At 70.6% G+C, this 21,379-nt stretch carries 21 protein-coding genes and 1 rRNA gene; 5 read left to right on the top strand and 17 right to left on the bottom strand.

All coding sequences use genetic code 11. The features are described 5' to 3' along the window. The first annotated feature begins 49 nt into the window (after positions 1-49). Positions 50-250 carry a hypothetical protein gene (locus ACFWXC_RS41745; RefSeq protein WP_362564220.1) on the top strand — a complete coding sequence of 67 codons (201 nt, stop codon included), beginning with the start codon at positions 50-52 and terminating at the stop codon, positions 248-250. Here the strand turns inward: ACFWXC_RS41745 and ACFWXC_RS41740 are convergent. Continuing rightward, positions 196-1,521: a helix-turn-helix domain-containing protein gene (locus tag ACFWXC_RS41740; RefSeq protein ID WP_384487483.1), complete on the bottom strand. Its 1,326-nt coding sequence runs from the start codon at positions 1,519-1,521 to the stop codon at positions 196-198. The genes ACFWXC_RS41745 and ACFWXC_RS41740 overlap by 55 nt on opposite strands. A gap of 177 nt (positions 1,522-1,698) precedes the next feature. On the opposite strand from ACFWXC_RS41740, the gene ACFWXC_RS41735 reads away from it, so the two are divergent. Then, positions 1,699-2,436, top strand: a complete 738-nt coding sequence (locus ACFWXC_RS41735) for a DUF4232 domain-containing protein (RefSeq protein ID WP_384487481.1) — start codon at positions 1,699-1,701, stop codon at positions 2,434-2,436. Between the two features lie 83 nt (positions 2,437-2,519). On the opposite strand, the gene hemB is transcribed toward ACFWXC_RS41735, so the two are convergent. The 6 genes from hemB to ACFWXC_RS41705 form a co-directional block, all read right to left on the bottom strand. Continuing rightward, positions 2,520-3,512, bottom strand: coding sequence for a porphobilinogen synthase (gene hemB, locus ACFWXC_RS41730; RefSeq protein ID WP_384487479.1), 993 nt, complete (start codon positions 3,510-3,512; stop codon positions 2,520-2,522). A 215-nt stretch (positions 3,513-3,727) separates the two neighbouring features. Beyond that, complete coding sequence (locus tag ACFWXC_RS41725; protein WP_384487477.1) at positions 3,728-5,434, bottom strand: uroporphyrinogen-III synthase; 1,707 nt, start codon at positions 5,432-5,434, stop codon at positions 3,728-3,730. Beyond that, complete coding sequence (gene hemC / locus ACFWXC_RS41720) at positions 5,431-6,390, bottom strand: hydroxymethylbilane synthase (protein ID WP_384487475.1); 960 nt, start codon at positions 6,388-6,390, stop codon at positions 5,431-5,433. Before hemC ends, ACFWXC_RS41725 begins: the two co-directional genes overlap by 4 nt. Beyond that, complete coding sequence (locus ACFWXC_RS41715) at positions 6,387-8,081, bottom strand: glutamyl-tRNA reductase (protein WP_384487473.1); 1,695 nt, start codon at positions 8,079-8,081, stop codon at positions 6,387-6,389. Before ACFWXC_RS41715 ends, hemC begins: the two co-directional genes overlap by 4 nt. Next, positions 8,078-8,833: a redox-sensing transcriptional repressor Rex gene (locus ACFWXC_RS41710; RefSeq protein ID WP_384487471.1), complete on the bottom strand. Its 756-nt coding sequence runs from the start codon at positions 8,831-8,833 to the stop codon at positions 8,078-8,080. The genes ACFWXC_RS41715 and ACFWXC_RS41710 overlap by 4 nt, the downstream gene beginning before the upstream one ends. 280 nt (positions 8,834-9,113) lie before the next feature. Further along, entirely contained in the window at positions 9,114-9,389 is a 276-nt protein-coding gene (locus tag ACFWXC_RS41705; protein ID WP_382535733.1) for a glutaredoxin family protein, read from the bottom strand. Between the two features lie 127 nt (positions 9,390-9,516). Between ACFWXC_RS41705 and ACFWXC_RS41700 the strand changes: the two genes are divergently transcribed. From ACFWXC_RS41700 to ACFWXC_RS41690, 3 genes are all read left to right on the top strand, one after another. Then, a complete protein-coding gene (locus ACFWXC_RS41700) occupies positions 9,517-10,470 on the top strand; it encodes an HAD family hydrolase (RefSeq protein ID WP_384487469.1) in 954 nt (317 codons plus the stop codon). A 588-nt stretch (positions 10,471-11,058) separates the two neighbouring features. After that, on the top strand, positions 11,059-11,844 hold the full coding sequence (locus ACFWXC_RS41695) for an ECF subfamily RNA polymerase sigma factor, BldN family (protein WP_384487467.1): 786 nt from the start codon (positions 11,059-11,061) through the stop codon (positions 11,842-11,844). A 234-nt stretch (positions 11,845-12,078) separates the two neighbouring features. Then, a complete protein-coding gene (locus ACFWXC_RS41690; protein ID WP_384487465.1) occupies positions 12,079-13,332 on the top strand; it encodes a DUF5667 domain-containing protein in 1,254 nt (417 codons plus the stop codon). Between the two features lie 144 nt (positions 13,333-13,476). Here the strand turns inward: ACFWXC_RS41690 and ACFWXC_RS41685 are convergent, their stop codons facing one another. The 10 genes from ACFWXC_RS41685 to rrf form a co-directional block, all read right to left on the bottom strand. Then, positions 13,477-14,556 carry a lysophospholipid acyltransferase family protein gene (locus ACFWXC_RS41685; RefSeq protein ID WP_384487463.1) on the bottom strand — a complete coding sequence of 360 codons (1,080 nt, stop codon included), beginning with the start codon at positions 14,554-14,556 and terminating at the stop codon, positions 13,477-13,479. A 13-nt stretch (positions 14,557-14,569) separates the two neighbouring features. Further along, complete coding sequence (locus ACFWXC_RS41680) at positions 14,570-15,631, bottom strand: NAD-dependent epimerase/dehydratase family protein (protein ID WP_384487461.1); 1,062 nt, start codon at positions 15,629-15,631, stop codon at positions 14,570-14,572. Between the two features lie 188 nt (positions 15,632-15,819). Continuing rightward, a complete protein-coding gene (locus ACFWXC_RS41675; RefSeq protein ID WP_003948845.1) occupies positions 15,820-15,918 on the bottom strand; it encodes a 30S ribosomal protein bS22 in 99 nt (32 codons plus the stop codon). A gap of 129 nt (positions 15,919-16,047) precedes the next feature. Beyond that, positions 16,048-16,257: a helix-turn-helix domain-containing protein gene (locus ACFWXC_RS41670; protein WP_067299677.1), complete on the bottom strand. Its 210-nt coding sequence runs from the start codon at positions 16,255-16,257 to the stop codon at positions 16,048-16,050. Positions 16,258-16,387: 130 nt separating this feature from the next. Beyond that, a complete protein-coding gene (locus tag ACFWXC_RS41665; protein ID WP_384487557.1) occupies positions 16,388-17,203 on the bottom strand; it encodes a phosphatase in 816 nt (271 codons plus the stop codon). Between the two features lie 84 nt (positions 17,204-17,287). Continuing rightward, entirely contained in the window at positions 17,288-18,460 is a 1,173-nt protein-coding gene (locus tag ACFWXC_RS41660) for an acetoin utilization protein AcuC (RefSeq protein WP_384487459.1), read from the bottom strand. Next, entirely contained in the window at positions 18,411-19,637 is a 1,227-nt protein-coding gene (locus tag ACFWXC_RS41655; protein ID WP_384487457.1) for an MFS transporter, read from the bottom strand. Before ACFWXC_RS41655 ends, ACFWXC_RS41660 begins: the two co-directional genes overlap by 50 nt. Before the next feature lie 94 nt (positions 19,638-19,731). Beyond that, on the bottom strand, positions 19,732-20,466 hold the full coding sequence (locus tag ACFWXC_RS41650) for a VC0807 family protein (RefSeq protein ID WP_384487455.1): 735 nt from the start codon (positions 20,464-20,466) through the stop codon (positions 19,732-19,734). A 93-nt stretch (positions 20,467-20,559) separates the two neighbouring features. Beyond that, positions 20,560-21,204, bottom strand: a complete 645-nt coding sequence (locus ACFWXC_RS41645) for an HAD family hydrolase (RefSeq protein ID WP_384487453.1) — start codon at positions 21,202-21,204, stop codon at positions 20,560-20,562. An 84-nt stretch (positions 21,205-21,288) separates the two neighbouring features. Then, positions 21,289-21,379: ribosomal RNA gene (gene rrf / locus ACFWXC_RS41640) — 5S ribosomal RNA — on the bottom strand; the annotation flags it as partial.

The following is a 21,379-nucleotide window of genomic DNA, read 5'->3' as shown; positions in this document are numbered from 1 at the left end:
CCATGCCGAGCACCGCCGAGCACGCCGCCGACGTCAAGGGAGCCCCCGCATGTCCGCCACGCGCCCCACCCCGGCCGCCGGCCGCCGCCGTCTCCTGGCGGCGGCCGCCCTGGCGCTGGTCGCCGCGACCGCCCTCGGCGGCTGCCGGGACGGCGAGGGCGTACGCGACGAGGGCCCCTCCGCCGCGTCCCTGTCTCACCCCGCCGACGACGCGGTCCGCCAGGCCTCGCCGCCCAGCGGGAACTCGTAGGCGGGCCGCCCGTTGTTCCCGCTGGTGCGGAACGGCCGCCCCTTGTCGTCGATCCGCAGCGTCCCGTGCCGCGACCCGCTGGACCAGGACAGCTCCAGGTACCAGCCCACGTAGTACGCCGAGGCGTCGGCCCTGATGTAGAACACCTCGGGGTCCGACTCGCTCACCTTGAACGGGAAGTCCCGGTGCCCCGCCTCCGGCACCACCGCCGGCCGCATCGCGTCCAGGGCGACGGTGAAGGAGCGGGTGGGCACGTTCCCGCCGCAGCCGACGCCCGGATATCCCATCGCGTAGTCGTTCCAGGCGAGCGGCGAACTCCGCTCCGCCGTACGGACCGTGAGCCCCTCCAGCACCACGGACCCGGTGCCGCTGCCCTGCACGGTCAGCGTGACGTACTGCTCCCCCGAGGAGACCGCCTGGTGCGCGGTCACCCACGCGGTCGCGTCGGACTCCAGCGGCGGCGGCGCCACGTCGTCCGGGGCCCGCTCGATCAGGTAGCGCTGGGAGCAGGGGCTTTCCCAGCTGTAGGGCTGGGTGTTGACGGTGAGCGGGGGCGCGGCCGTGCTGTCGTCCGCGGTGGGCGAGGAGCCGGCCGTGGCGGTGTCCTCGGCCGGACCCGCGGCCGGCGCCGAGGACGACGCGGAGGGGGTCTTCGAGGCGGCGGACGAACCGGCCGTCGGCGCCGTCGGGGAGCGGTGCGTGCGGTGCGGAGTGGCGCCGGCCGCGGCGGTGGCGCCCGCGGGCCCCGCGCTCTTGTCGTCCGTCCCGCCGGAGGGCAGCTGTACGGCGGCCAGAACAGCGCCGAACAGGGCGACGACCGCGATCCCCGCGAGGAGCGCGGGCCGCGGAACCCGGCGGCCACGCACAGCGGCACCCGGCCCGACCACCACCTCCGGCACCGGCATCGGATCCGACTCCGACTCCGGCACCCGCTCCGGCTCCGGCTCCGGCTCCGCTGTTACGACTGCCTCGGCCGGCTTCTCCGGCTTCTCCGGCTTCTCCGGCGCGTCCGGCTTCCGCCCCCGCACCGCATCCGCCAGCACCCACTGCCGATGCAGCTCGACGAGTTCCTCGGGGCCGGCCTTGCAGAGCCGGGCGAGGCGTTCCACGGGGGCGTAGTCCGCCGGTACGGCGTCCCCGTTGCAGTAGCGGTGCAGGGTCGAGGTGCTCATGTGCAGCCGCTTGGCGAGCGTGCCGTAACTCAGTCCCGAGCGGTCCTTCAGCTCCCGCAGCAACTCCGCGAAGCCGCTTCCCGCAGCGCCGTCCGACACGGTTCCTCCGTCCCCCCACATCCCGTTCCCGCGTTCCAGGGAAGGGATGTTCTCCCAGGTCAAAGCCGGTGTGGCCGTTCCAGCGTCCCTGATCGTCCGGCAACTGTGGCGGACGGGACGGAGTGGCCCACAGGCTGTGGCCATCCAAGCACGCCGTCACTCGAAAGAGGATTCGCCATGCGCACCGCCCGCCGTGTCCGCCTGCTCGCCGCCACCGGCGCCGCCGTCGCCGCCCTCGCCCTCACGGCTTGCGAGAACGGAACGGGCACACGAGACGAGGGAGGGTCCCGGTCGACGACGACCGCGTCCACGCCGACGGCAGCGACGCCGAAGCCCTCGGAAACCGCCGACGGCGGCACGGGCACCGGCTCCAGCACCGGCACCGGCACCGGCACCGGCACCGGCAAGTCGACGTCCGCGCCCGTGAGCGACACGGCCACGAAGGCGCCGAGCGGCGGGGGCGGGGGCGAGGGCGGCGGCAAGTCCGCCACCGTCCTCTGCAACGGCTCCAACAGCACCGTCACCGTCCAGCCGCTCGCCCGCCCGCTGAACCACATGCTGATCACGGTGAAGAACACCGGCAGCAGGACCTGCTACCTGACCTACTACCCCGTGCTCCGCTTCGACGAGATGCAGTGGGTGCCGCAGCCCGCCGAGGAGACCCACCCGCAGGCGGTCACCACCCTCGCCCCGGGCGAGTCCGGGTACGCGGGCGTGCTGCTGTCCGCGGCCGACGGCAGCGGCGACGGCGGTACGACCGGCCGCAAGCTGGTCGTCGCCTTCCAGGGCATGTCCCCGAACAGCAGCGGCGGCGCCTCGGCGACACCGTCGCTGCCGGCGAAGGGCATGTACTACGACAGCTCGCTGCGGGTCACGTACTGGCAGCAGGACCGGGACGACGCCCTCAACTGGTGAGCCGGTGGCCCAAGTCGTCTCATGAAAGTGCCCGCTGTGAGATCTCACAGCGGGCATCGCCCTTGCCCCCCTGCCCGTCGGGCTCAGTCGAGCATCCGGGCGGCCTCGACCGCCCAGTAGGTGAGGATGTTCTGTGCGCCGGCCCGCTTGATGCCGGTCAGGGTCTCCAGGATGGCCCGGTCGCGGTCGATCCAGCCCTTCTCGGCGGCGGCCTCGATCATCGAGTACTCGCCGGAGATCTGGTAGGCGGCGACCGGTACGTCCACGGCGTCGGCGACCCGGGCGAGGATGTCCAGGTAGGGCCCGGCCGGCTTGACCATCACCATGTCGGCCCCCTCCTCCAGGTCCAGGGCCAGCTCCCGCATGGACTCCCGCGCGTTGGCCGGGTCCTGCTGGTAGGTCTTCCGGTCCCCCTTCAGCGAGGACCCGACGGCCTCCCGGAAGGGCCCGTAGAAGGCGGAGGCGTACTTGGCGGTGTAGGCGAGGACGGCGACGTCCTCCCGCCCGATCTGGTCGAGGGCGTCACGGACGACGCCGATCTGCCCGTCCATCATCCCGCTGGGCCCGACGACATGGGCGCCCGCGTCGGCCTGCACCTGGGCCATCTCGGCGTACCGCTCCAGGGTGGCGTCGTTGTCGACGCGCCCCTCGGCGTCCAGCACCCCGCAGTGCCCGTGGTCGGTGGTCTCGTCGAGACAGAGGTCGGACATCACGAGCAGCTCGTCGCCGACCTCGGCCCGCACGTCCCGCAGGGCGACCTGGAGAATCCCGTCCGGGTCGGTGCCGGGCGTCCCGAGGGCGTCCTTCTTGTCCTCCTCCGGCACCCCGAACAGCATGATCCCGGAGATCCCCGCCTCGACGGCCTCCAGGGCCGCCTTCTTCAGGGTGTCCCGGGTGTGCTGCACGACGCCGGGCATCGCGGCGATCGGCACCGGTTCGGCGACGCCCTCGCGCACGAACGCCGGGAGGATGAAGTCCGCGGGATGCAGCCGGGTCTCGGCGACCATGCGCCGCATGACGGGGGTGGTCCGCAGCCGACGCGGCCGCGTACCGGGAAAGGAGCCGTACTTCGTCATGCCGCCTACGCTACGCCCGTCACCTGAGCGCACTTGCCGACGTGGCGTCGGCACTCCGGCAGCCGCCGACGGAGGTCACCGACCCGACAGCGACGCGCCCCGACAGGGGCGCGGGGAACTGCGCGACAAGCCCCCACCGGGCCCGCAGTTCCCCACCCACCCGCAAAAAGAAGGGGGTCCAGGGGGCGCAGCCCCCAGACCCCCCGCGGCTCACCTCACGTAGTGCTGCGCCGCCGCCGAGCCCCCGGCCGCCGCTCACTCGGCCGCGTCACCGGATCCCCGGCCTCCAGCGCACTCGCACGCCTCCGCAGCCCGAACTCCGCCAGCGCCTCCGCCAGCTTCCCGGCCGACGGCTCCGGAGCCATCACGTCCACCCTCAGCCCGTGCTCCTCGGCCGTCTTGGCCGTGGCCGGACCGATGCACGCGATGACCGTCACGTTGTGCGGCTTCCCGGCGATACCCACGAGGTTCCGCACGGTCGACGACGACGTGAAGAGCACCGCGTCGAAGCCGCCGCCCTTGATCGCCTCCCGGGTGTCGGCCGGCGGCGGCGACGCCCGCACGGTCCGGTAGGCCGTGACGTCGTCCACCTCCCAGCCCAGCTCGATCAGCCCGGCGACCAGCGTCTCCGTGGCGATGTCGGCGCGCGGCAGGAACACCCGGTCGATCGGGTCGAAGACCGGGTCGTAGGGCGGCCAGTCCTCAAGGAGTCCGGCGGCCGACTGCTCACCGCTCGGTACCAGGTCCGGCTTCACGCCGAAGGCGACCAGCGCCTTCGCGGTCTGTTCGCCGACCGCCGCGACCTTGATGCCCGCGAAGGCACGCGCGTCGAGCCCGTACTCCTCGAACTTCTCCCGTACGGCCTTGACCGCGTTGACCGAGGTGAAGGCGATCCACTCGTACCGTCCGGTGACCAGGCCCTTGACCGCGCGCTCCATCTGCTGGGGCGTGCGCGGCGGCTCGACGGCGATCGTCGGCACTTCGTGCGGCACGGCGCCGTACGACCGCAGCTGGTCGGAGAGGGTCGCAGCCTGCTCCTTCGTCCGCGGCACGAGTACCTTCCAGCCGAACAGCGGCTTGGACTCGAACCACGACAACTGGTCGCGCTGCGCGGCGGACGACCGCTCACCGACCACGGCTATCACCTGCCGGCCGCCCTCCGGGGAGGGCAGCACCTTCGCCTGCTTCAGGGTCTGGGCGACGGTGCCGAGGGTGGCGCTCCAGGTCCGCTGCCGGGTGGTGGTACCGGCGACCGTGACCGTCATCGGGGTGTCCGGCTTGCGGCCGGCGGCGACCAGTTCCCCGGCGGCCGCGGCCACCGAGTCGAGGGTCGCCGACACCACGACCGTGCCGTCCGAGGCACCGACCTCGGCCCAGCACCGGTCGGAGGCCGTACGGGCGTCCACGAAGCGGACGTCCGCGCCCTGGGCGTCCCGCAGCGGCACACCGGCGTACGCGGGTACGCCGACCGCCGTGGCGACACCGGGCACGACCTCGAAGGGCACACCGGCGGCGGCGCAGGCGAGCATTTCCTCGGTCGCGTACGTATCAAGTCCCGGGTCCCCGGACACCGCACGGACGACCCGCCTGCCGCCTCGTGCGGCCTCCATGACAAGATGAGCGGCATCCCGCGCGGGCGGGAGCGCAGCGGTTGTTGACGCTCCGTCAACAACCGTCAGTTGAGGCGTGCCTGTGCCCTGATACGGGTCCGACGAGGAACCCGGATTCATGGGTACGACGGAGACGCCCTGCCTGGCGTGGGCCCTGATCACGTCGAGCACGTCGTGCTCGGCGACCAGGACGTCCGCGCTGGACAGTGCCTCCACGGCACGCAAGGTCAGCAGCCCCGGATCCCCGGGTCCGGCACCCAGGAAGGTGACGTGCCCGTGTTCAAGGCCGGCGGGAAGGTTGGTGGGGCTCACTGTGCTCGCTCCCCCATCAGACCGGCCGCGCCCTGGGCAAGCATCTCGGTAGCGAGTTCGCGACCGAGCGCCGTCGCCTGGTCGTTTGTCTCGGGCACGGGACCGGTGGTGGACAACTGCACCATCCGTGTGCCGTCGGTCGTGCCGACGACGCCACGCAGGCGCATTTCCTTGACAATCTGCCCGTCGGCCAGCAGGTCGGCAAGCGCGCCCACAGGGGCGGAGCAGCCGGCCTCCAGGGCGGCGAGCAGTGATCGCTCGGCGGTCACGGCGGCCCGCGTGAACGGGTCGTCGAGTTCCCCGAGCGCGGCGATCAGCGACGCGTTGTCCGCGGCGCATTCGACCGCCAGTGCCCCCTGGCCGGGGGCGGGCAGAACCGTGTCGACCGACAGGAAGTCGGTCACCTCGTCGATGCGGCCGATGCGGCTGAGTCCCGCCGCGGCCAGCACCACGGCATCGAGCTCGCCGTCGTGTACGTATCCGATCCGCGTGTCGACGTTCCCGCGGACCGGGACGGTCTCGACGTCCAGCCCGTGGGTGCGTGCGTACGCGTTCAGCTGCGCCATCCGGCGCGGCGAACCGGTGCCGATGCGCGCACCGCGCGGCAGGTCGGTGAACTTCAGCGCGTCCCGGGCGACGATCACGTCACGCGGGTCCTCGCGTACCGGTACGGCGGCCAGGACCAGGTCCTCGGGCTGCGTGGTCGGGAGGTCCTTGAGCGAGTGAACCGCGAAGTCGACCTCGCCGCGCAGCAGCGCGTCCCGCAGGGCGGTCACGAAGACACCCGTGCCGCCGATCTGTGCGAGGTGCTCGCGGGAGGTGTCGCCGTAAGTGGTGATCTCGACGAGCTCGACGGGCCGTCCGGTCACCTGGCTCACGGCTTCCGCCACTCGCCCGGACTGGGCCAGGGCGAGTCTGGATCGCCTGGTCCCCAATCGCAGTGGGTTGTCACTCATTCCGGTCGGTCCTTCTTGTCTGTGCTGTCCACGGCCCGGGAGACGGCAGCCACCGTCTCGGGGTCGAGGTCGAACAGGGTCCGCAGCGCGTCCGCGTACCCGGCGCCGCCGGGCTCCGCCGCCAGCTGCTTGACCCGTACCGTCGGCGCGTGCAGGAGCTTGTCGACGACCCGGTGCACGGCCTGCCGGATCTCCCCGCGCTGCCGTTCGTCCAGGTCGGGCAGGCGCCCGTCGAGCCGCGCGATCTCACCGGCCACCACGTCGGCGGCCATGGTGCGCAGGGCGACCACGGTCGGCGTGATGTGCGCGGCCCGCTGCGCCGCCCCGAAGGCGGCCACCTCGTCGGCGACGATCCGTCGTACCTGGTCCACGTCGGCCGCCATGGGGGCGTCCGCGGACGCCTCCGCCAGCGACTCGATGTCCACCAGCCGCACCCCGGCCAGCCGGTGCGCGGCCGCGTCGATGTCGCGGGGCATGGCGAGGTCGAGGAGGAAGAGCGCGGGGGCGGGCCGGGCGAAACCGGCGACCGGCTCGGGCCTGCGCAGCTCGGGGATGCGCCCCACCCGGGCGGAGGCCGCGGCGAGCGCGCCGATCAGCTCCGCCTCGGCCTCGGGCGTACGGCGCCCGGCCTCCCGGATGTCGACGGTGCCGTTGTCCACCCACGCCGCGTGCTGCTCCAGCTCGGCGGCGGCCATCCCGGCGACGGCGGCCTCGCCCATCACGGAGAAACCGCTCTGCTCGGCCGTGAGGTCGAGCGGGCAGTTCTCGTCGGCGCCGAGGCCGGCGGCGGCCGGCTTCGGGGCGCCCTGCGCCGGACGGTCGTCCTCGATCTCGGCGACCGGCTCACCGGTCCGCCCCTCGACCGCCGCGGCCACCGCCTCGGCCGTCAGCACCAGCCCGGTGGCCCCGGTGCAGGAGACGGCGACGTCGGCACGTGTCAGCTCGACCGGCACCGAGTCCATCGGTACCGCGCGGGCCACCACGTCCGTGTCGTCGCTGTCGTTCAGGATCTGAGCGAGGCGCTCGGCGCGGTCGTACGTCCGGTTCGCCACGACGATCTCCGCGACGCCCGCCCGGGCCAGTGTCGCGGCGGCCAGCGAGGACATCGAGCCGGCGCCGATGACCAGCGCCTTCTTGCCCTTGGCCCAGACCTCGACGTCGGTACCGGCGGCGAGCTGTTCCAGGCCGAAGGTGACCACGGACTGTCCGGCCCGGTCGATCCCGGTCTCGGAGTGGGCGCGTTTGCCGACTCTCAGCCCCTGCTGGAACAGGTCGTTCATCAGCCGGCCGGCGCTGTGCAGCTCCTGCGCCTGGGCGAGCGAGTCCTTGATCTGCCCGAGGATCTGCCCCTCGCCCACGACCATCGAGTCCAGCCCGCAGGCCACCGAGAACAGATGGTGGACGGCCCGGTCCTCGTAGTGCACGTAGAGATAAGGGGTGAGCTCGTCGAGGCCGACCCCGCTGTGCTGGGCGAGCAGCGTGGACAGCTCGGCGACTCCGGCGTGGAACTTGTCCACGTCGGCGTAGAGCTCGATGCGGTTGCAGGTGGCGAGCACCGCGGCCTCGCCGGCCGGTTCGGCGGCGACCGTGTCCTGGACCAGCTTGACCTGGGCGTCCGTGGCGAGCGCGGCCCGTTCCAGGACGCTGACCGGGGCGCTGCGGTGGCTCAGCCCGACGACGAGGACACTCATGCCGGCATCACGGCGGGTACGTCCCCGTCGGGTCCCTGCTCGGTGGACTCCTGGTGGGCGGCGACGGGCGCAACCGTGTTCTCGTGCTCCTCGCCGGCCTTGCGCTGCTCGTGGAAGGCGAGGATCTGCAGCTCGATGGAGAGGTCGACCTTGCGCACGTCGACGCCGTCCGGGACGGTCAGCACGGTGGGCGCGAAGTTCAGGATGGAGGTCACTCCGGCGGCCACGAGCCGGTCACAGACCTGCTGGGCGGCACCGGCGGGCGTGGCGATGACCCCGATCGACACACCGTTGTCGGTGATGATCTTCTCCAGGTCGTCCGTGTGCTGCACCGGAATGCCCGCGACCGGCTTTCCGGCCATCGCCGGGTCGGCGTCGATCAGGGCCGCGACCCGGAAGCCGCGGGAGGCGAAGCCGCCGTAGTTGGCGAGAGCGGCGCCGAGGTTACCGATACCGACGATCACGACCGGCCAGTCCTGGGTCAGGCCCAGCTCACGGGAGATCTGGTAGACGAGGTACTCGACGTCGTAGCCGACACCGCGCGTTCCGTACGAGCCCAGGTAGGAGAAGTCCTTGCGCAGCTTCGCGGAGTTGACCCCCGCGGCGGCCGCCAGTTCCTCGGAGGAGACCGTGGGGACCGAGCGCTCCGACAGTGCGGTCAGCGCCCGGAGGTAGAGCGGAAGCCTGGCGACGGTGGCCTCGGGGATCCCTCGGCTGCGGGTCGCCGGTCGGTGAGTTCGGCCAGTTGCCACGGTGCTCCTGCGGGTAGAGCGGGGCTGCGGACGGTCACACGTTCCCAGACCGCCCCGTCGACAGCAGGCTATGTCTTTGTGAACGCGTGCACAAAGATGGTGTCCGATTTGCCCGGCCAACGTGACCGGGGTCACGCACCCCCGGCGCGGTCGCGGGGGACCGGCGCACATGCGCTCGCGCTCCATCTCGGATGGGGGCAAAACAGTACACACTCCTCACGAATCCCGCCCCCGAGACCAAGCCGCCGTCGATCCTAAGCGACTTTCCGGCCCGTTTGGACTAGTCAGTCAGTGCCTTGCGGAGGCGCTCTTCGTTCACACGCCAGAAGGTGTGCTGTTCACCGTCGACGAGTACGACCGGAATCTGCTCCCAGTACAGATCGTGCAGTTGCGAATCCTGGGTGATGTCCTTCCCTTCCCAGTCCACCCCCAGCTCGCCGCACACCTTCTCGACCACGACCTGTGCGTCATCGCACAAATGACAACCCGGCTTACGGATCAGAGTGACCAAACGCGCACGAGACGCAGGCGCCTTGCGGCCGAAGAGAGGACTCATGCGGTCCATTCTCCCGCCCTGCCGCGCCCTGTTCGACACGTTGTTTAACGGACCGGTCGCGGAGAGTTCACACCCATCCAACTCCCGCGACTCCGGGACCACCGAACAAACTGGCTATGCTCACGACATGGCCGCTCTCGGATGGCTCACTCCCCGTAGGCGCTCCGCCACGGCGCGGAGCGTGTTGGCAGGCGAGGCCTCGGCGGAGGCCGCGCGCAAGAGCCAGGAAGCCCTGGCCGCGGACGCGTCGGCCCCGGCCGACGGCGCCCTGGCCAAGGACGCCGGAGAACCGGACTTCCCGGTGCTCGGCGACACCAAGGCCGCCGCGTTCTTCGACCTCGACAACACGGTCATGCAGGGCGCCGCGATCTTCCACTTCGGCCGGGGCCTGTACAAGCGGAAGTTCTTCGAGACCCGCGACCTGGCGAAGTTCGCCTGGCAGCAGGCGTGGTTCCGGCTGGCCGGCGTCGAGGACCCGCAGCACATCCAGGACGCGCGGGACTCCGCCCTCTCCATCGTCAAGGGCCACCGGGTCGCCGAACTCCAGACCATCGGCGAGGAGATCTACGACGAGTACATGGCCGAGCGCATCTGGCCCGGCACCCGCGCCCTCGCCCAGGCCCACCTGGACGCGGGCCAGAAGGTGTGGCTCGTCACAGCGGCGCCGGTGGAGATCGCCGGCGTGATCGCCCGCCGCCTGGGCCTGACGGGAGCACTCGGCACGGTCGCCGAGTCGGTCAACGGCATCTACACGGGCAAGCTGGTCGGCGAGCCCCTGCACGGTCCGGCGAAGGCCGAGGCGGTACGCGCCCTGGCCGCCGCCGAGGGCCTGGACCTCTCCCGCTGCGCCGCCTACAGCGACTCCCACAACGACATCCCGATGCTGTCCCTGGTCGGCCACCCGTACGCCATCAACCCGGACACGAAGCTGCGCAAGCACGCGCGGGAGATGGACTGGCGCCTGCGCGACTACCGCACGGGGCGCAAGGCGGCGAAGGTGGGCATCCCGGCGGCGGCCGGGGTAGGAGCGGTGGCCGGTGGCACGGCGGCCGCGATCGCGCTGAGCCGACGGCGCCGGTAGCGCGACGCCTGGCGGAACCACGCCGTAGGACTGCGGGCCGAGTCCCGTCCGCGGGTGCGTGGGGGCCGACCGCGCAGTTCCCCGCGCCCCTGACGGGGCGCTCCCCAGCCGCGTCTCCATAACCACGGGCCCGCCTACCAGCCACCCCAGCCTGCGGGCAGTCGTGCCTCCCCCAGTGCCTTAAGGGCCTGGGAGGTGCCCCCAGGGCGGCACGGGTGGGCGCAGGCGGCACCCTGCAAGCGCCGGTAAGCGAAACCCCCCGCCCCCACCCACCCGCACCCGAACACCCCGGCGCCCCGAACCTCGCGCCCCAAACCTCGCGCGCCCGAATTATCGCGCCGCCATCCCAACACGCCCTCGACTCCGCCTCAACACGCATCTTTCTGATCAACAACCGATCACCCTGCGGCACTTGAACCACCCCAAAACGGTTACAGAAGCGACGCAATCGGTGATTTGAGCAACTCGGTGTAGCAGTGCCTGCACGAAGCGTTATTCTCCTCAGACGCAAACCGGTACCCCTCCGTCGCTACGACGGGTGAAAGGTTCCGTACTGCACGTGATGGAAGCTCTGCCTCTGGGAGTCCCGTGTACCCACACGTCGGGGTTGACGCCTCGGGCCTGGCTACGCTGCGCGCAACTGTCGCAACGGTCAAAGAGACGCTGCGCGGCCTTGTCCCGACCGCGTACGCCGTCCCCGCCTTCGCCAACGCCGCACCGATCGGCCCGTGCTACGCACTGGCCGACGGCAGCGCGGCCGTCGGCAGACGCGGCCGTGCCACCGGCACCGCCGCGACCACCGCCCGTCGCCCGGCCGCGGACAGCGACAGCGCCCGGATGATGGACCTCGTGGAGCGTGCCCAGGCCGGCGAGTCCGACGCCTTCGGCCGCCTCTACGACCAGTACAGCGACACCGTGTACCGCTACATCTACTACCGCGTCGGCGGCAAGGCGACCGCCGAGGACCTCACCAGTGAGACGTTCCTGCGCGCCCTGCGAAGGATCGGCACCTTCACCTGGCAGGGCCGCGACTTCGGCGCCTGGCTGGTCACCATCGCCCGCAACCTGGTCGCCGACCATTTCAAGTCGAGCCGTTTCCGGCTGGAGGTCACCACCGGTGAGATGCTCGACGCCAACGAGGTCGAGCGCTCCCCGGAGGACTCCGTCCTGGAGTCCCTCTCGAACGCGGCGCTCCTGGACGCCGTACGACGACTCAACCCCCAGCAGCAGGAGTGCGTGACGCTCCGCTTCCTCCAGGGCCTCTCGGTCGCCGAGACCGCCCGCGTGATGGGCAAGAACGAGGGCGCCATCAAGACCCTCCAGTACCGGGCCGTGCGCACTCTCGCCCGGCTCCTCCCGGACGACGCACGCTGAGCCGGGCACGCTCGGCGACACCCAACTCACGTTCGGTGAAAGCCTGTTGCCTTTCTCAGCCGATCACCGGTCGTCCGTAACCCAAGTGCCGAGCCGCTCGTTGTGCGGGATACAGGCTCCCTGTGGTCACGTCCAGCAAGACCCTGATCACACGATCGTGTGAATTGGTCGAGGGCGTGCAACCCTCAGGACCCCCTGGGGAGTCGACCGTCATGACGAGAGGAGGTGCCGCCAGTGATCGCGAACGTATCGGCGCACCGGCGGGCGAACGCCTTCGCCCAGGCCCTGGAGGAGCAGCCCGACCGGGACCCGGCGGCCGAGCGGTCCGAGGGGCCGGCGGGCGATCCGCCGGCCGCGCCGGACCGGGCCGAACGGACCGAGCCGGGCGAGCTGTTGGCCCTGGCGACAGGGCTCGGCGCACTGCCCAAGCCGGTGCTCGACCCGGAGGTCAAGGTCGTCCACCGGGCCCAGCTGGTGGCCGCGATGGAGGCCATGCTGGCGGAGGGCACCCTGGGCGGGGCGGCGGACGCGTCGCTTCCCGAGCAGCGCTCCCATCGGGCCAAGGGCGCACACCGGGCCAGCCCGCTGGGCAAACTGCGACCGCGTTCCCGGCTCACCAAGGGCCTGGCCGCGGGTGGCCTGAGCGTCGGCGTGGCCGCCGGAGCCTTCGGCGGAGTCGCCGCCGCCAGCTCCGGCGCCCTGCCCGGCGACTCGCTGTACGGCCTCAAACGCGGCATCGAGGACTTCAAGCTCAACTATCTGGCCGACGGCGACGACCAGCGCGGTCAGACCTACCTCGACCAGGCCTCGACCAGGCTGATGGAGGCCCGCCGGCTGATGGACCGTGATCGCGGCGGCCATCTCGACCACGAGTCCATCGGCGAGATCCGCCGCACCCTGTCCGGGATGCAGCACGACGTCACCGAGGGCCACCGGCTGCTGCACGAGGCCTACGAGCGCGATCCGAACTCGCTGGGCCCCATCCAGGCCCTGTCCGCGTTCGCCCAGTCCCACCGCGAGGCCTGGGGCGTGCTGCGCGACAAGCTCCCGGTCCAGCTCGGGGACGTCAGCCAGCAGGTGTCGTCGGTCTTCGACGCCATAGACGAAGAGGTCGCCCCGCTGCAGTCCCTGCTTCCCCAGCCGCCCCAGGAGACCGGCGGCGGTACCGGCAGGCAGGGCTCCGGCACGGCGTCCACCGGCACCTCCGGCAGCCACCGGTCGACGGCCCCGTCGTCCTCGGGCAGCTCCGCCTCGGGCCACGAGTCCGGCACCGGCAGCCCCAGCGGCACGGCGTCCGGCAGCGCCGACGACAGCCTGATCGGCGGCACCACGGGCGGCCTCCTGGACCCCCCGAAGACCGGGAGTTCGGGCGGCAGCAGCGCGTCCCCGTCAAAGAGCCCGACCAGCGAACCGGACGTCACCCTGCCCCCGCTCCTCCCCGGCCTCCTACCGGGCCTGGGCATCGACAGCGAGGACGCGTCGAACTAGCGGGTTTCCGAGGGCGCCTCTCCACACGAGGGGCGCCCTCAGCGCGCGCCTTTAGGGGCGCGGGGCTGTATCCGATATGCGGCTCCGCCGCGTGGGCGCGACCAGCCCCCACCGGCCCCGCAGGCGACACTCAACGCATCGCACTCAGAAAAACACCGACCGCCGCTGCACAAGCAACTTGTACAGCGTGTGCTGGATCTGCTCCCGCACCTGATCCGTCAGGTTGAACATCAGCATCGGATCCTCGGCCGCCTCCGGCGGATAGCCGTCCGTACGGATCGGCTCCCCGAACTGAATCGTCCACTTCGTCGGCAGCGGCACCGCCCCGAGCGGCCCGAGCCAGGGAAACGTCGGCGTCAGCGGGAAGTACGGGATCCCCAGCACCCGGGCCAGCGTCTTCGCGTTGCCGAGCATCGGGTAGATCTCCTCTGCCCCCACGATCGAGCAGGGAATGATCGGCGCCCCCTGCCGCAGCGCGGTCGACACGAACCCGCCCCGCCCGAACCGCTGGAGCTTGTACCGCTCGCTGAACGGCTTCCCGATGCCCTTGAACCCCTCCGGCATCACCCCGACCAGTTCGCCCTGCCCCAGCAGCCGCTCGGCGTCCTCCGCGCACGCGAGCGTGTGCCCGAGCTTGCGCGCCAGTTCGTTCACCACCGGCAGCACGAAGACCAGGTCGGCCGCCAGCAGCCTGAGGTGACGATTCGCCGGGTGATGGTCGTGCACGGCGACCTGCATCATCAGCCCGTCCATCGGCAGCGTCCCGGAGTGGTTGGCGACGATCAGCGCACCGCCCTCGGCCGGGATGTTCTCCATGCCCTTCACCTCGACGCGGAAGTACTTCTCGTACACCGGCCGCAGCATGGACATCAGGACCTGGTCGGTCAGCTCCTCGTCGTACCCGAAGTCGTCGACCTCGTAGTCCCCGGTCAGCCGCCGGCGCAGGAACGCGAGACCGCGTGCGACGCGCTGCTCCAGGCCGGCATCGTCGTGCGGCTCCTCCACGCCCGTCTCAGGGCTCTCCCGGGTCACATGAACATCTTCCTGCGCGGGGATCCGCCCGGCGAGAGGCTGGACCTCACGCACCACCCCGGACTCGCGCACCACCGCCTGCTCGCCGCCGCCCTTGCGCCGGTTCCCCGGCGCCCGGCGCCGGGCCGGCCGCTGCACGGCAGCCCCGCGGGACCGGTCGTCGTCGAACGGAATGACCTTGGCGTCCGCCATCGTGTTGCGCTCCTCAGTTGGCGCTCTGCGTCGGTGTCTTCCCGCCGCTCAGGACGGGCAGGGCGGCGATCCGGTCGACGGCGGCGGCCACCGTCTGCGGCGGCAGCAGCCCCCTGGCCTGGGCGCGCACGAAGTCCGCGAACGTCTCCGCCGTCGTGTACTTCGGCTGGAATCCCAGCGTCTCGCGCATCTGGTCGGTGGCGACCACCCGGCCGTGCGTCAGCAGTCGGATCTGCTCGGGCGAGAAGTCGCTCATGCCGAGCGTCCGCACCAGGGACCCGGCCCAGGTGACCGCCGGCAGCAGCAAGGGCACGGTGGGCCGCCCCAGCCGTCGCGAACACTGCGAGAGCAACAGCACACCGTCGCCGGCGATGTTGAACGTGCCGCTGTTCAGGGTCCCCCGCGCCGGCTCGTGCGAGGCGATCCGCAGGACGTCGATCACATCGTCCTCGTGCACGAACTGGAGCCGGGGGTCGTACCCGAAGACGGTGGGCAGCACGGGGAGGGAGAAATAGGAGGCGAGCGGAGTATCGGCGGTCGGCCCGAGAATGTTGGCGAACCGCAGGACACACACGGCCACGTCCGGCCGCCTTCTCGCGAACCCCCGCACGTACCCCTCCACCTCCACCGTGTCCTTGGCGAACCCGCCACTGGGCAGCGATTTCGGCGGGGTCGTCTCCGTGAAGACGGCGGGATCCTTCGGCGCGGAGCCGTACACGTTCGTACTGGACTTGATCACCAGCCGCTTGACGACCGGCGACTTCTGGCAGGCGCCGAGCAGCTGCATGGTCCCGATGACGTTGGTCTCTTTGACGGTGGCCCGGCTCCCGCTGCCGAGCGGCGTACCGGTCACGTCCATGTGCACGACGGTGTCGGCGCCGGTCTCGGCGAGGATGCGGGCGACGGTCGGCTGGCGGATGTCGGTCTGGATGAAGTCGGCCCCGCCCAGATGATGCTCCGGCCGCACCGCGTCCACGGCGACGACCCGGTCGACATCGGGGTCACGCTGGATCCGTCGTACGAACCGGCCCCCAAGTTGACGGGCCACTCCGGTCACAAGCACGACCTTCCCCAAGATCAGCGCCCTTCTTCCGTGTTCCCGTAGTACCCGTAGTTCCCGTATGCGGGCCAACTTAGCGGGTTGATGTTGCGCTGGCATGACCCCCAGCAGGCCAGGGCGAGCCGTCGCGGCCGGAAAATGCGTATGGCCCCTCACCGTACTGGTGGGGGCCATACACAAGCTCTCGCGGCTCGACGCCGTAATTACTTCTTGTTACGGCGCTGAACGCGCGTGCGCTTAAGCAGCTTGCGGTGCTTCTTCTTGGCCATCCGCTTGCGCCGCTTCTTGATAACAGAGCCCACGACTACCCTCGCTCACTTCTCATCACTCGGTGCTGGGCGCCATGGGCCCATACGACCTACGAGGGGCTAGCCTACCCGCCCGAGCGCTGAGGTCGTAATCGAGGTGCTCCGGGTATCCCGAAACCGTCGTCAGGCGGTCTCCACCCCCACATAGCTCTCGCGAAGGTACTCGTGTACCGCTTGCTCGGGGACGCGGAAGGACCGCCCCACCCGGATCGCGGGCAGATGACCGCTGTGCACCAGCCGGTACACGGTCATCTTCGACACTCGCATCACCGCGGCGACCTCCGCCACGGTAAGGAACACAACCTCGTTGAGAGGCCTCTCGCCAGCTGCCATGACACACCTGAACCTTCCGCACTCGACGGGCCACCGGCTTCCCCTTCCGGTGACTCTTCGTCGTTGCGTGCTCACTCCCCAATGTAGGGGCGGGTGATGCGAGTGGGGAAGAGGTGCACCCATCGGCGGCCTACTGTGACAGACACGCTCGATTGAGTACGTAGCGGGTAAGCGGCGTGTAGTAATCGGACCGCACGCCGTCATCAACCGGAACGGCGACGGACACGACCCCCTCGGCCTCGCCCACGAAGAGCGCAGGGTCATCCGTATCCGCCAGCCCAATGGCCTCAAACCCGAGCTGACCAGCACCGCAGACCCACCCGTGGTCTCCCACCACCAGCTCGGGCAACGGCCCGCCGGCACCCGCCGCCGCATCCAGCGCCACCCGAACCGGCAGCGGCGAGTGCGTGTGCGTACCCGGCGCACAACCGGGGCGTTCACCTCCCGATTCCCGCACCAACCCGACACCTTGTACGTAATCGAGGTTGCACGTACGTAGACCGAACCGGGTCGTTATGTCGACACAGCGACCCTGCGCGGGGGTGAGAACCTCACACCCCGCCGCCGACAACGCGTCCGCGAGACCGGCGTAGAAGCCGATCAGCCGATGCGGATGCCCGGTCCCGAACAACACGGGCGCCCGCCGCCGGGCGACGTCCCCCACCCGCTCCGCGAAGGAATCCAGCGCGGCGACGGTCAGCTCCGGATCGATCACATCATGCCCTGAAACACACCGCGGATCGTCCGAAACCCCACACTTGCCCGCCATCAACCGAACCAAATCCCGCTCACTCCACCCCCCTTGCGGATCAATCCCGATCAACACCCGAGGATCCCGATCCGCGAACCGCCGATAACGCCGAAGACTCCGCTCCCGGGAGGAAGTCACCACCCCCGCCAGCCCGACGGTCACCAGATAGTCCCGAAGCCCACCACCACTCGACACGCCAGAGATGGTGACGGAACCAGCCGCCCAAAAACCCCAGAACCAGAGGAACACCCCACGGTTGGCGTAACGATCAACCAGCCCCTACGCCAACAACCCCCGCAGCGGAAACACAGCCCGCCGAGTGGCCAGCACCGCCTGGTCCAGGCGGTCAGCGGGGTCGTAGCCCGCTTCCCACTCCGCCCACCCCACCGGCCACCGCCCGTCCGTCATCCGCCCGGGTCCCAACTGCCGGGTCCGGGCGAACACTTCCTGCCGCCACTCCTCGGGAACCAGCGCTTCAGGCGCGATCTCCCGCCCCGCGGCGATCGCCACCAGGTGCGTCCACGACCGGGGCACGACATCCACCACCTCGTACCCCCCGCCCCCCAACGCGACCCACTTGCCCCCGGCGTACTCGTGCGCCAGCTCATGGCAGGCGACCTGCACGGCCCGCTGCGCATCCAGCGAAACGGCGAGATGCGCCAACGGATCCTCGAAATGCGTATCGGCGCCGTGCTGGGTCACCAGCACCTGCGGCCGGAAGTCGGCGACCAGCTCCGGTACGACCGCGTGGAACGCCCGCAACCACCCCGCGTCCCCGGTCCCCGCCGGCAGCGCCACGTTCACCGCGGCGCCCTCTCCCGCCCCGGCCCCGACCTCCGTCGGCCAGCCGGTCCCCGGGAACAACGTCCGAGGATGCTCATGCAGCGAGACCGTCAGAACCCGCGGATCCTCCCAGAACGCGGCCTGCACCCCGTCCCCGTGATGCACGTCGACGTCGACATAGGCGACCCGCTCGGCCCCGAGCTCCAGCAACCGGGCGATGGCGAGCGAGGCGTCGTTGTAGATACAGAACCCGGAGGCCGCCCCCGGCATCGCGTGGTGCAGCCCACCCGCGAAGTTCACGGCGTGATCGGCGTCCCCCCGCCACACCGCCTCCGCCGCCCCCACCGACTGCCCGGCGATCAACGCGGACACCTCGTGCATCCCGGCGAACGCGGGATCGTCCAGAGTCCCCAGCCCGTACGACTGATCAGCCGCCGCGGGATCGGCCGAGGCCGCCTTCACCGCCTCGACATAGTCCTCCCGGTGCACCAGCCGAAGCGTCGACTCCCCGGCCGGCTTCGCCGCGACGACGTCCACCACCCGGTCGAGCCCGAACGCGTCGACCAGTCTCCGGGTCAACGCCAGCCGGACCGGATCCATCGGATGGCCCGGACCGAAGTCATAGCCCGTTACTGCCTCGTCCCACATCAGCTGTGCGCGGCCGCTCATGCCCGCCACCGTATCGGTCCGGTTGAGTCGCGAACGAACGGGCGTACACCAACGTCACCAGCACCAACACCATCGGCACCAGCATCGCCCCGCGATAGCTCCAGGCGTCGCCCAGCGCGCCCACCAACGGCGAACCGATCAGGAACCCGACGTAGTTGAAGATGTTCAGCCGGGCGATGGCCGCATCCGAATCCCCCGGGAACAACCGCCCGGCCGCCGCGAAGGTCTGTGGCACCAGCACGCACAACCCCAGCCCCAGCAGAGTGAACCCGGCCATCCCCACCCACGCCCCGGACGCCCCCGCCACCACCGCGAACCCGACCGCCGCCACCAGCGCCCCCAGCCGCACGACCGCCACGGCCCCGAACCGCCGTACCCCGAAGTCCCCGATGGCCCGCCCGACCAGCGTGGTCACCATGTACACGTTGTACGGCACGGTGGCCAGCTGCTCACTGCTCCCCAGCACGTCCTTCAGATACTTCGCACTCCAGTTGGAGACGGTCGAGTCCCCGATGTAGGCGAAGGTCATCACCAGACACAGCGGCAGCAGCAGCTTGAAGACGACACCACCGCCCGCACTCGCACGCGCCCCGTCCGCCGCGTCCTCCACCGGCGCCGGCTTGCCGTCCACATACCACCGGCTCCCCACCAGCGTGGCCGGCAGCAGCACCGCGACGACCGGCAGGTACGACACCCACAGCGCGAGATGCCAGTGCGCCCCCACCCAGGCCAGCGAGGCCCCCAGAATCCCACCGAGGCTGTAGACCGCATGGAAGCTGAGCATGATGCTGCGTCCGTACGTCCGCTGCAGGCTCACCCCGAGCATGTTCATCGAGGCGTCCAACGCCCCGACCGCCAGGCCGAACGCGGCCAGCGCGATCGCCAGCTCGGCCACCTGGCTGCCGGCCCCGACCCCGAGCAGCGCCAGCATCACCACGGGCTGGGACCAGCGCAGCAGCAGGCTCGGCCGTATGCGCTTCACCAGCTGTTCGGTGGTCACACTGCCGACGCCGGCCAGGATCGGCACGGCGGCGAGAAAGACCGGCAGCAGCGCGTCGGAGACGCCGTACCGGTCCTGGATGGCGGGAATGCGCGTCACGAGCAGCGCAAAAGTGGCGCCCTGTGTGAAGAAGCTGAACGCCAACGAGGCCCTACCGCGCCGCAGCACATCTGTCATGGCGGCGAGCGTAGGGCCCCGGCGTACTCGTGGGTAGATCCAGCCAAAGATGAATTTCCTTCAGCTTTACCTTCGGCGGGTCAGTCCGGCGGTGTCAGGCGGCGACAGCCACCTCACGCTTCACGCCGTCCTCCGCCTCCTCCGCGGCCTTCACCTCGGCGGAGATCATCCGGGCCATCGGCTCGGCGGCGAGCCCGCCGCTGACCACCATCCCGATCCCGATCGCGCCGACCAGGATGACCGTGCCGAGCCACACCATGGTGTCCACCGGCAGGGTGTACGCCCCCACGATCCGCACCACGCACTCGGCGAGCAGCAGCACACCCCACACGAGAGAGTAGACCCGCTCCGACCGCCGGAACGCGGCGGACCCGGACCGCAGCCGATCGAAGGCCGCCGCCCTGGCCGCGTCACCCTTCAGCACGAACGGCTTGAGCCCCTCGGTCATCATCGGCCGGCCCATCACCACCGACGCCAGGATCGCGATCCCGATCGCGCTGCTGACCCCGCTGTCCTTGGCGAGCATCAGCCGCGGGTCGCCGGAGACGAAGCTCAGCGCCAGCGAGACCAGGTTCACCAGCAGGATGAGCCCCGCGAACGCGTTGCCCCGACGCTCCTTGACCAGGCTCCACACCGTCCGCAGTGCCGGCACCACACTGCTCCAGGCGAGCGCCGCGAAGGTGCTCATCCCGAAGGCGCCCTTGAAGAGGTAGTACGACCCGAGAGGAACCGCCACGTCCACGATCAGCGGCTTGAAGTTCTCCAGCACGCTGGGCTGATGCTTGTCCTGGTCGCTGTTCCGGGCCCCGGCGTTCGTCGTCTTCGTCATGCCCTTAGCTTCGCGTCCGGGCGGGGTCCCCCAGTAGAAACGATCGTCCGTAGCTCGGCATGACAATTGTCAGCCCCGCCGTGCTGCCCTCGGTCATTCCAGCAGGTCAGCCAACTGCCCCGGATCGGAGAAGAGTTGCGTGGCCCCCCGCAGCCGGTCGGCCGGTGTCATCGCCGTGAACCCGTACACGTCCATACCGGCCGCGACGGCGGCCTGCACACCCAGCGGACTGTCCTCGACGACGGCACAACGCCCCGGAGCGACCCCCATCCGCTCGGCCGCGTACAGGAAGAGGTCCGGCGCCGGCTTCCCCCTCCCCACGTCCTGCGAACTGAAGATCCGTGACGCGTCGAACCACCGGTCGAGCCCGGTCGTCCGATGCCCCACCCGAATCCGCTCATGACTCCCGGACGACGCCACGCAGTACGGCACCCCGTCGGCCGCCAGCCGCTCAAGCACCTCCGCGACCCCGGCGACGGGCTTCAACTCCGCCTCGAAGGCGGCGAACACCCGCGCATGGAAGACGTCATCGAAGTCGTCGGGCAGCCGCTGCCCGGTGCGCTCCTGGACGAGGTCATGGACGCGGTGCATCGCGGATCCCATGTAGTCCCGTATGGAGTCCTCGTAGGAGGTGGGGTGCCCCAGCTCGGTGAGATAGGCGGCCAGGAGCCGGTTGGAGATGGGCTCGCTGTCGACGAGGACGCCGTCGTTGTCGAAGATAACCAGGTCGTAGCGCATACCACCGAGCTTAGACGCAGCCGCAAAAGCAGCCGTAAACGCAGAAAGGCCCACACCATATGGCGTGGGCCTTTCCCAAAATTTGTTCGGCGGTGTCCTACTCTCCCACAGGGTCCCCCCTGCAGTACCATCGGCGCTGTAAGGCTTAGCTTCCGGGTTCGGAATGTAACCGGGC

Source organism: Streptomyces sp. NPDC058683 (assembly GCF_042716195.1).
GTDB lineage: Bacteria > Actinomycetota > Actinomycetes > Streptomycetales > Streptomycetaceae > Streptomyces.
Note: the sequence above shows the minus strand (reverse complement) of the source record. Positions and strands in the feature narration are given on the sequence as shown.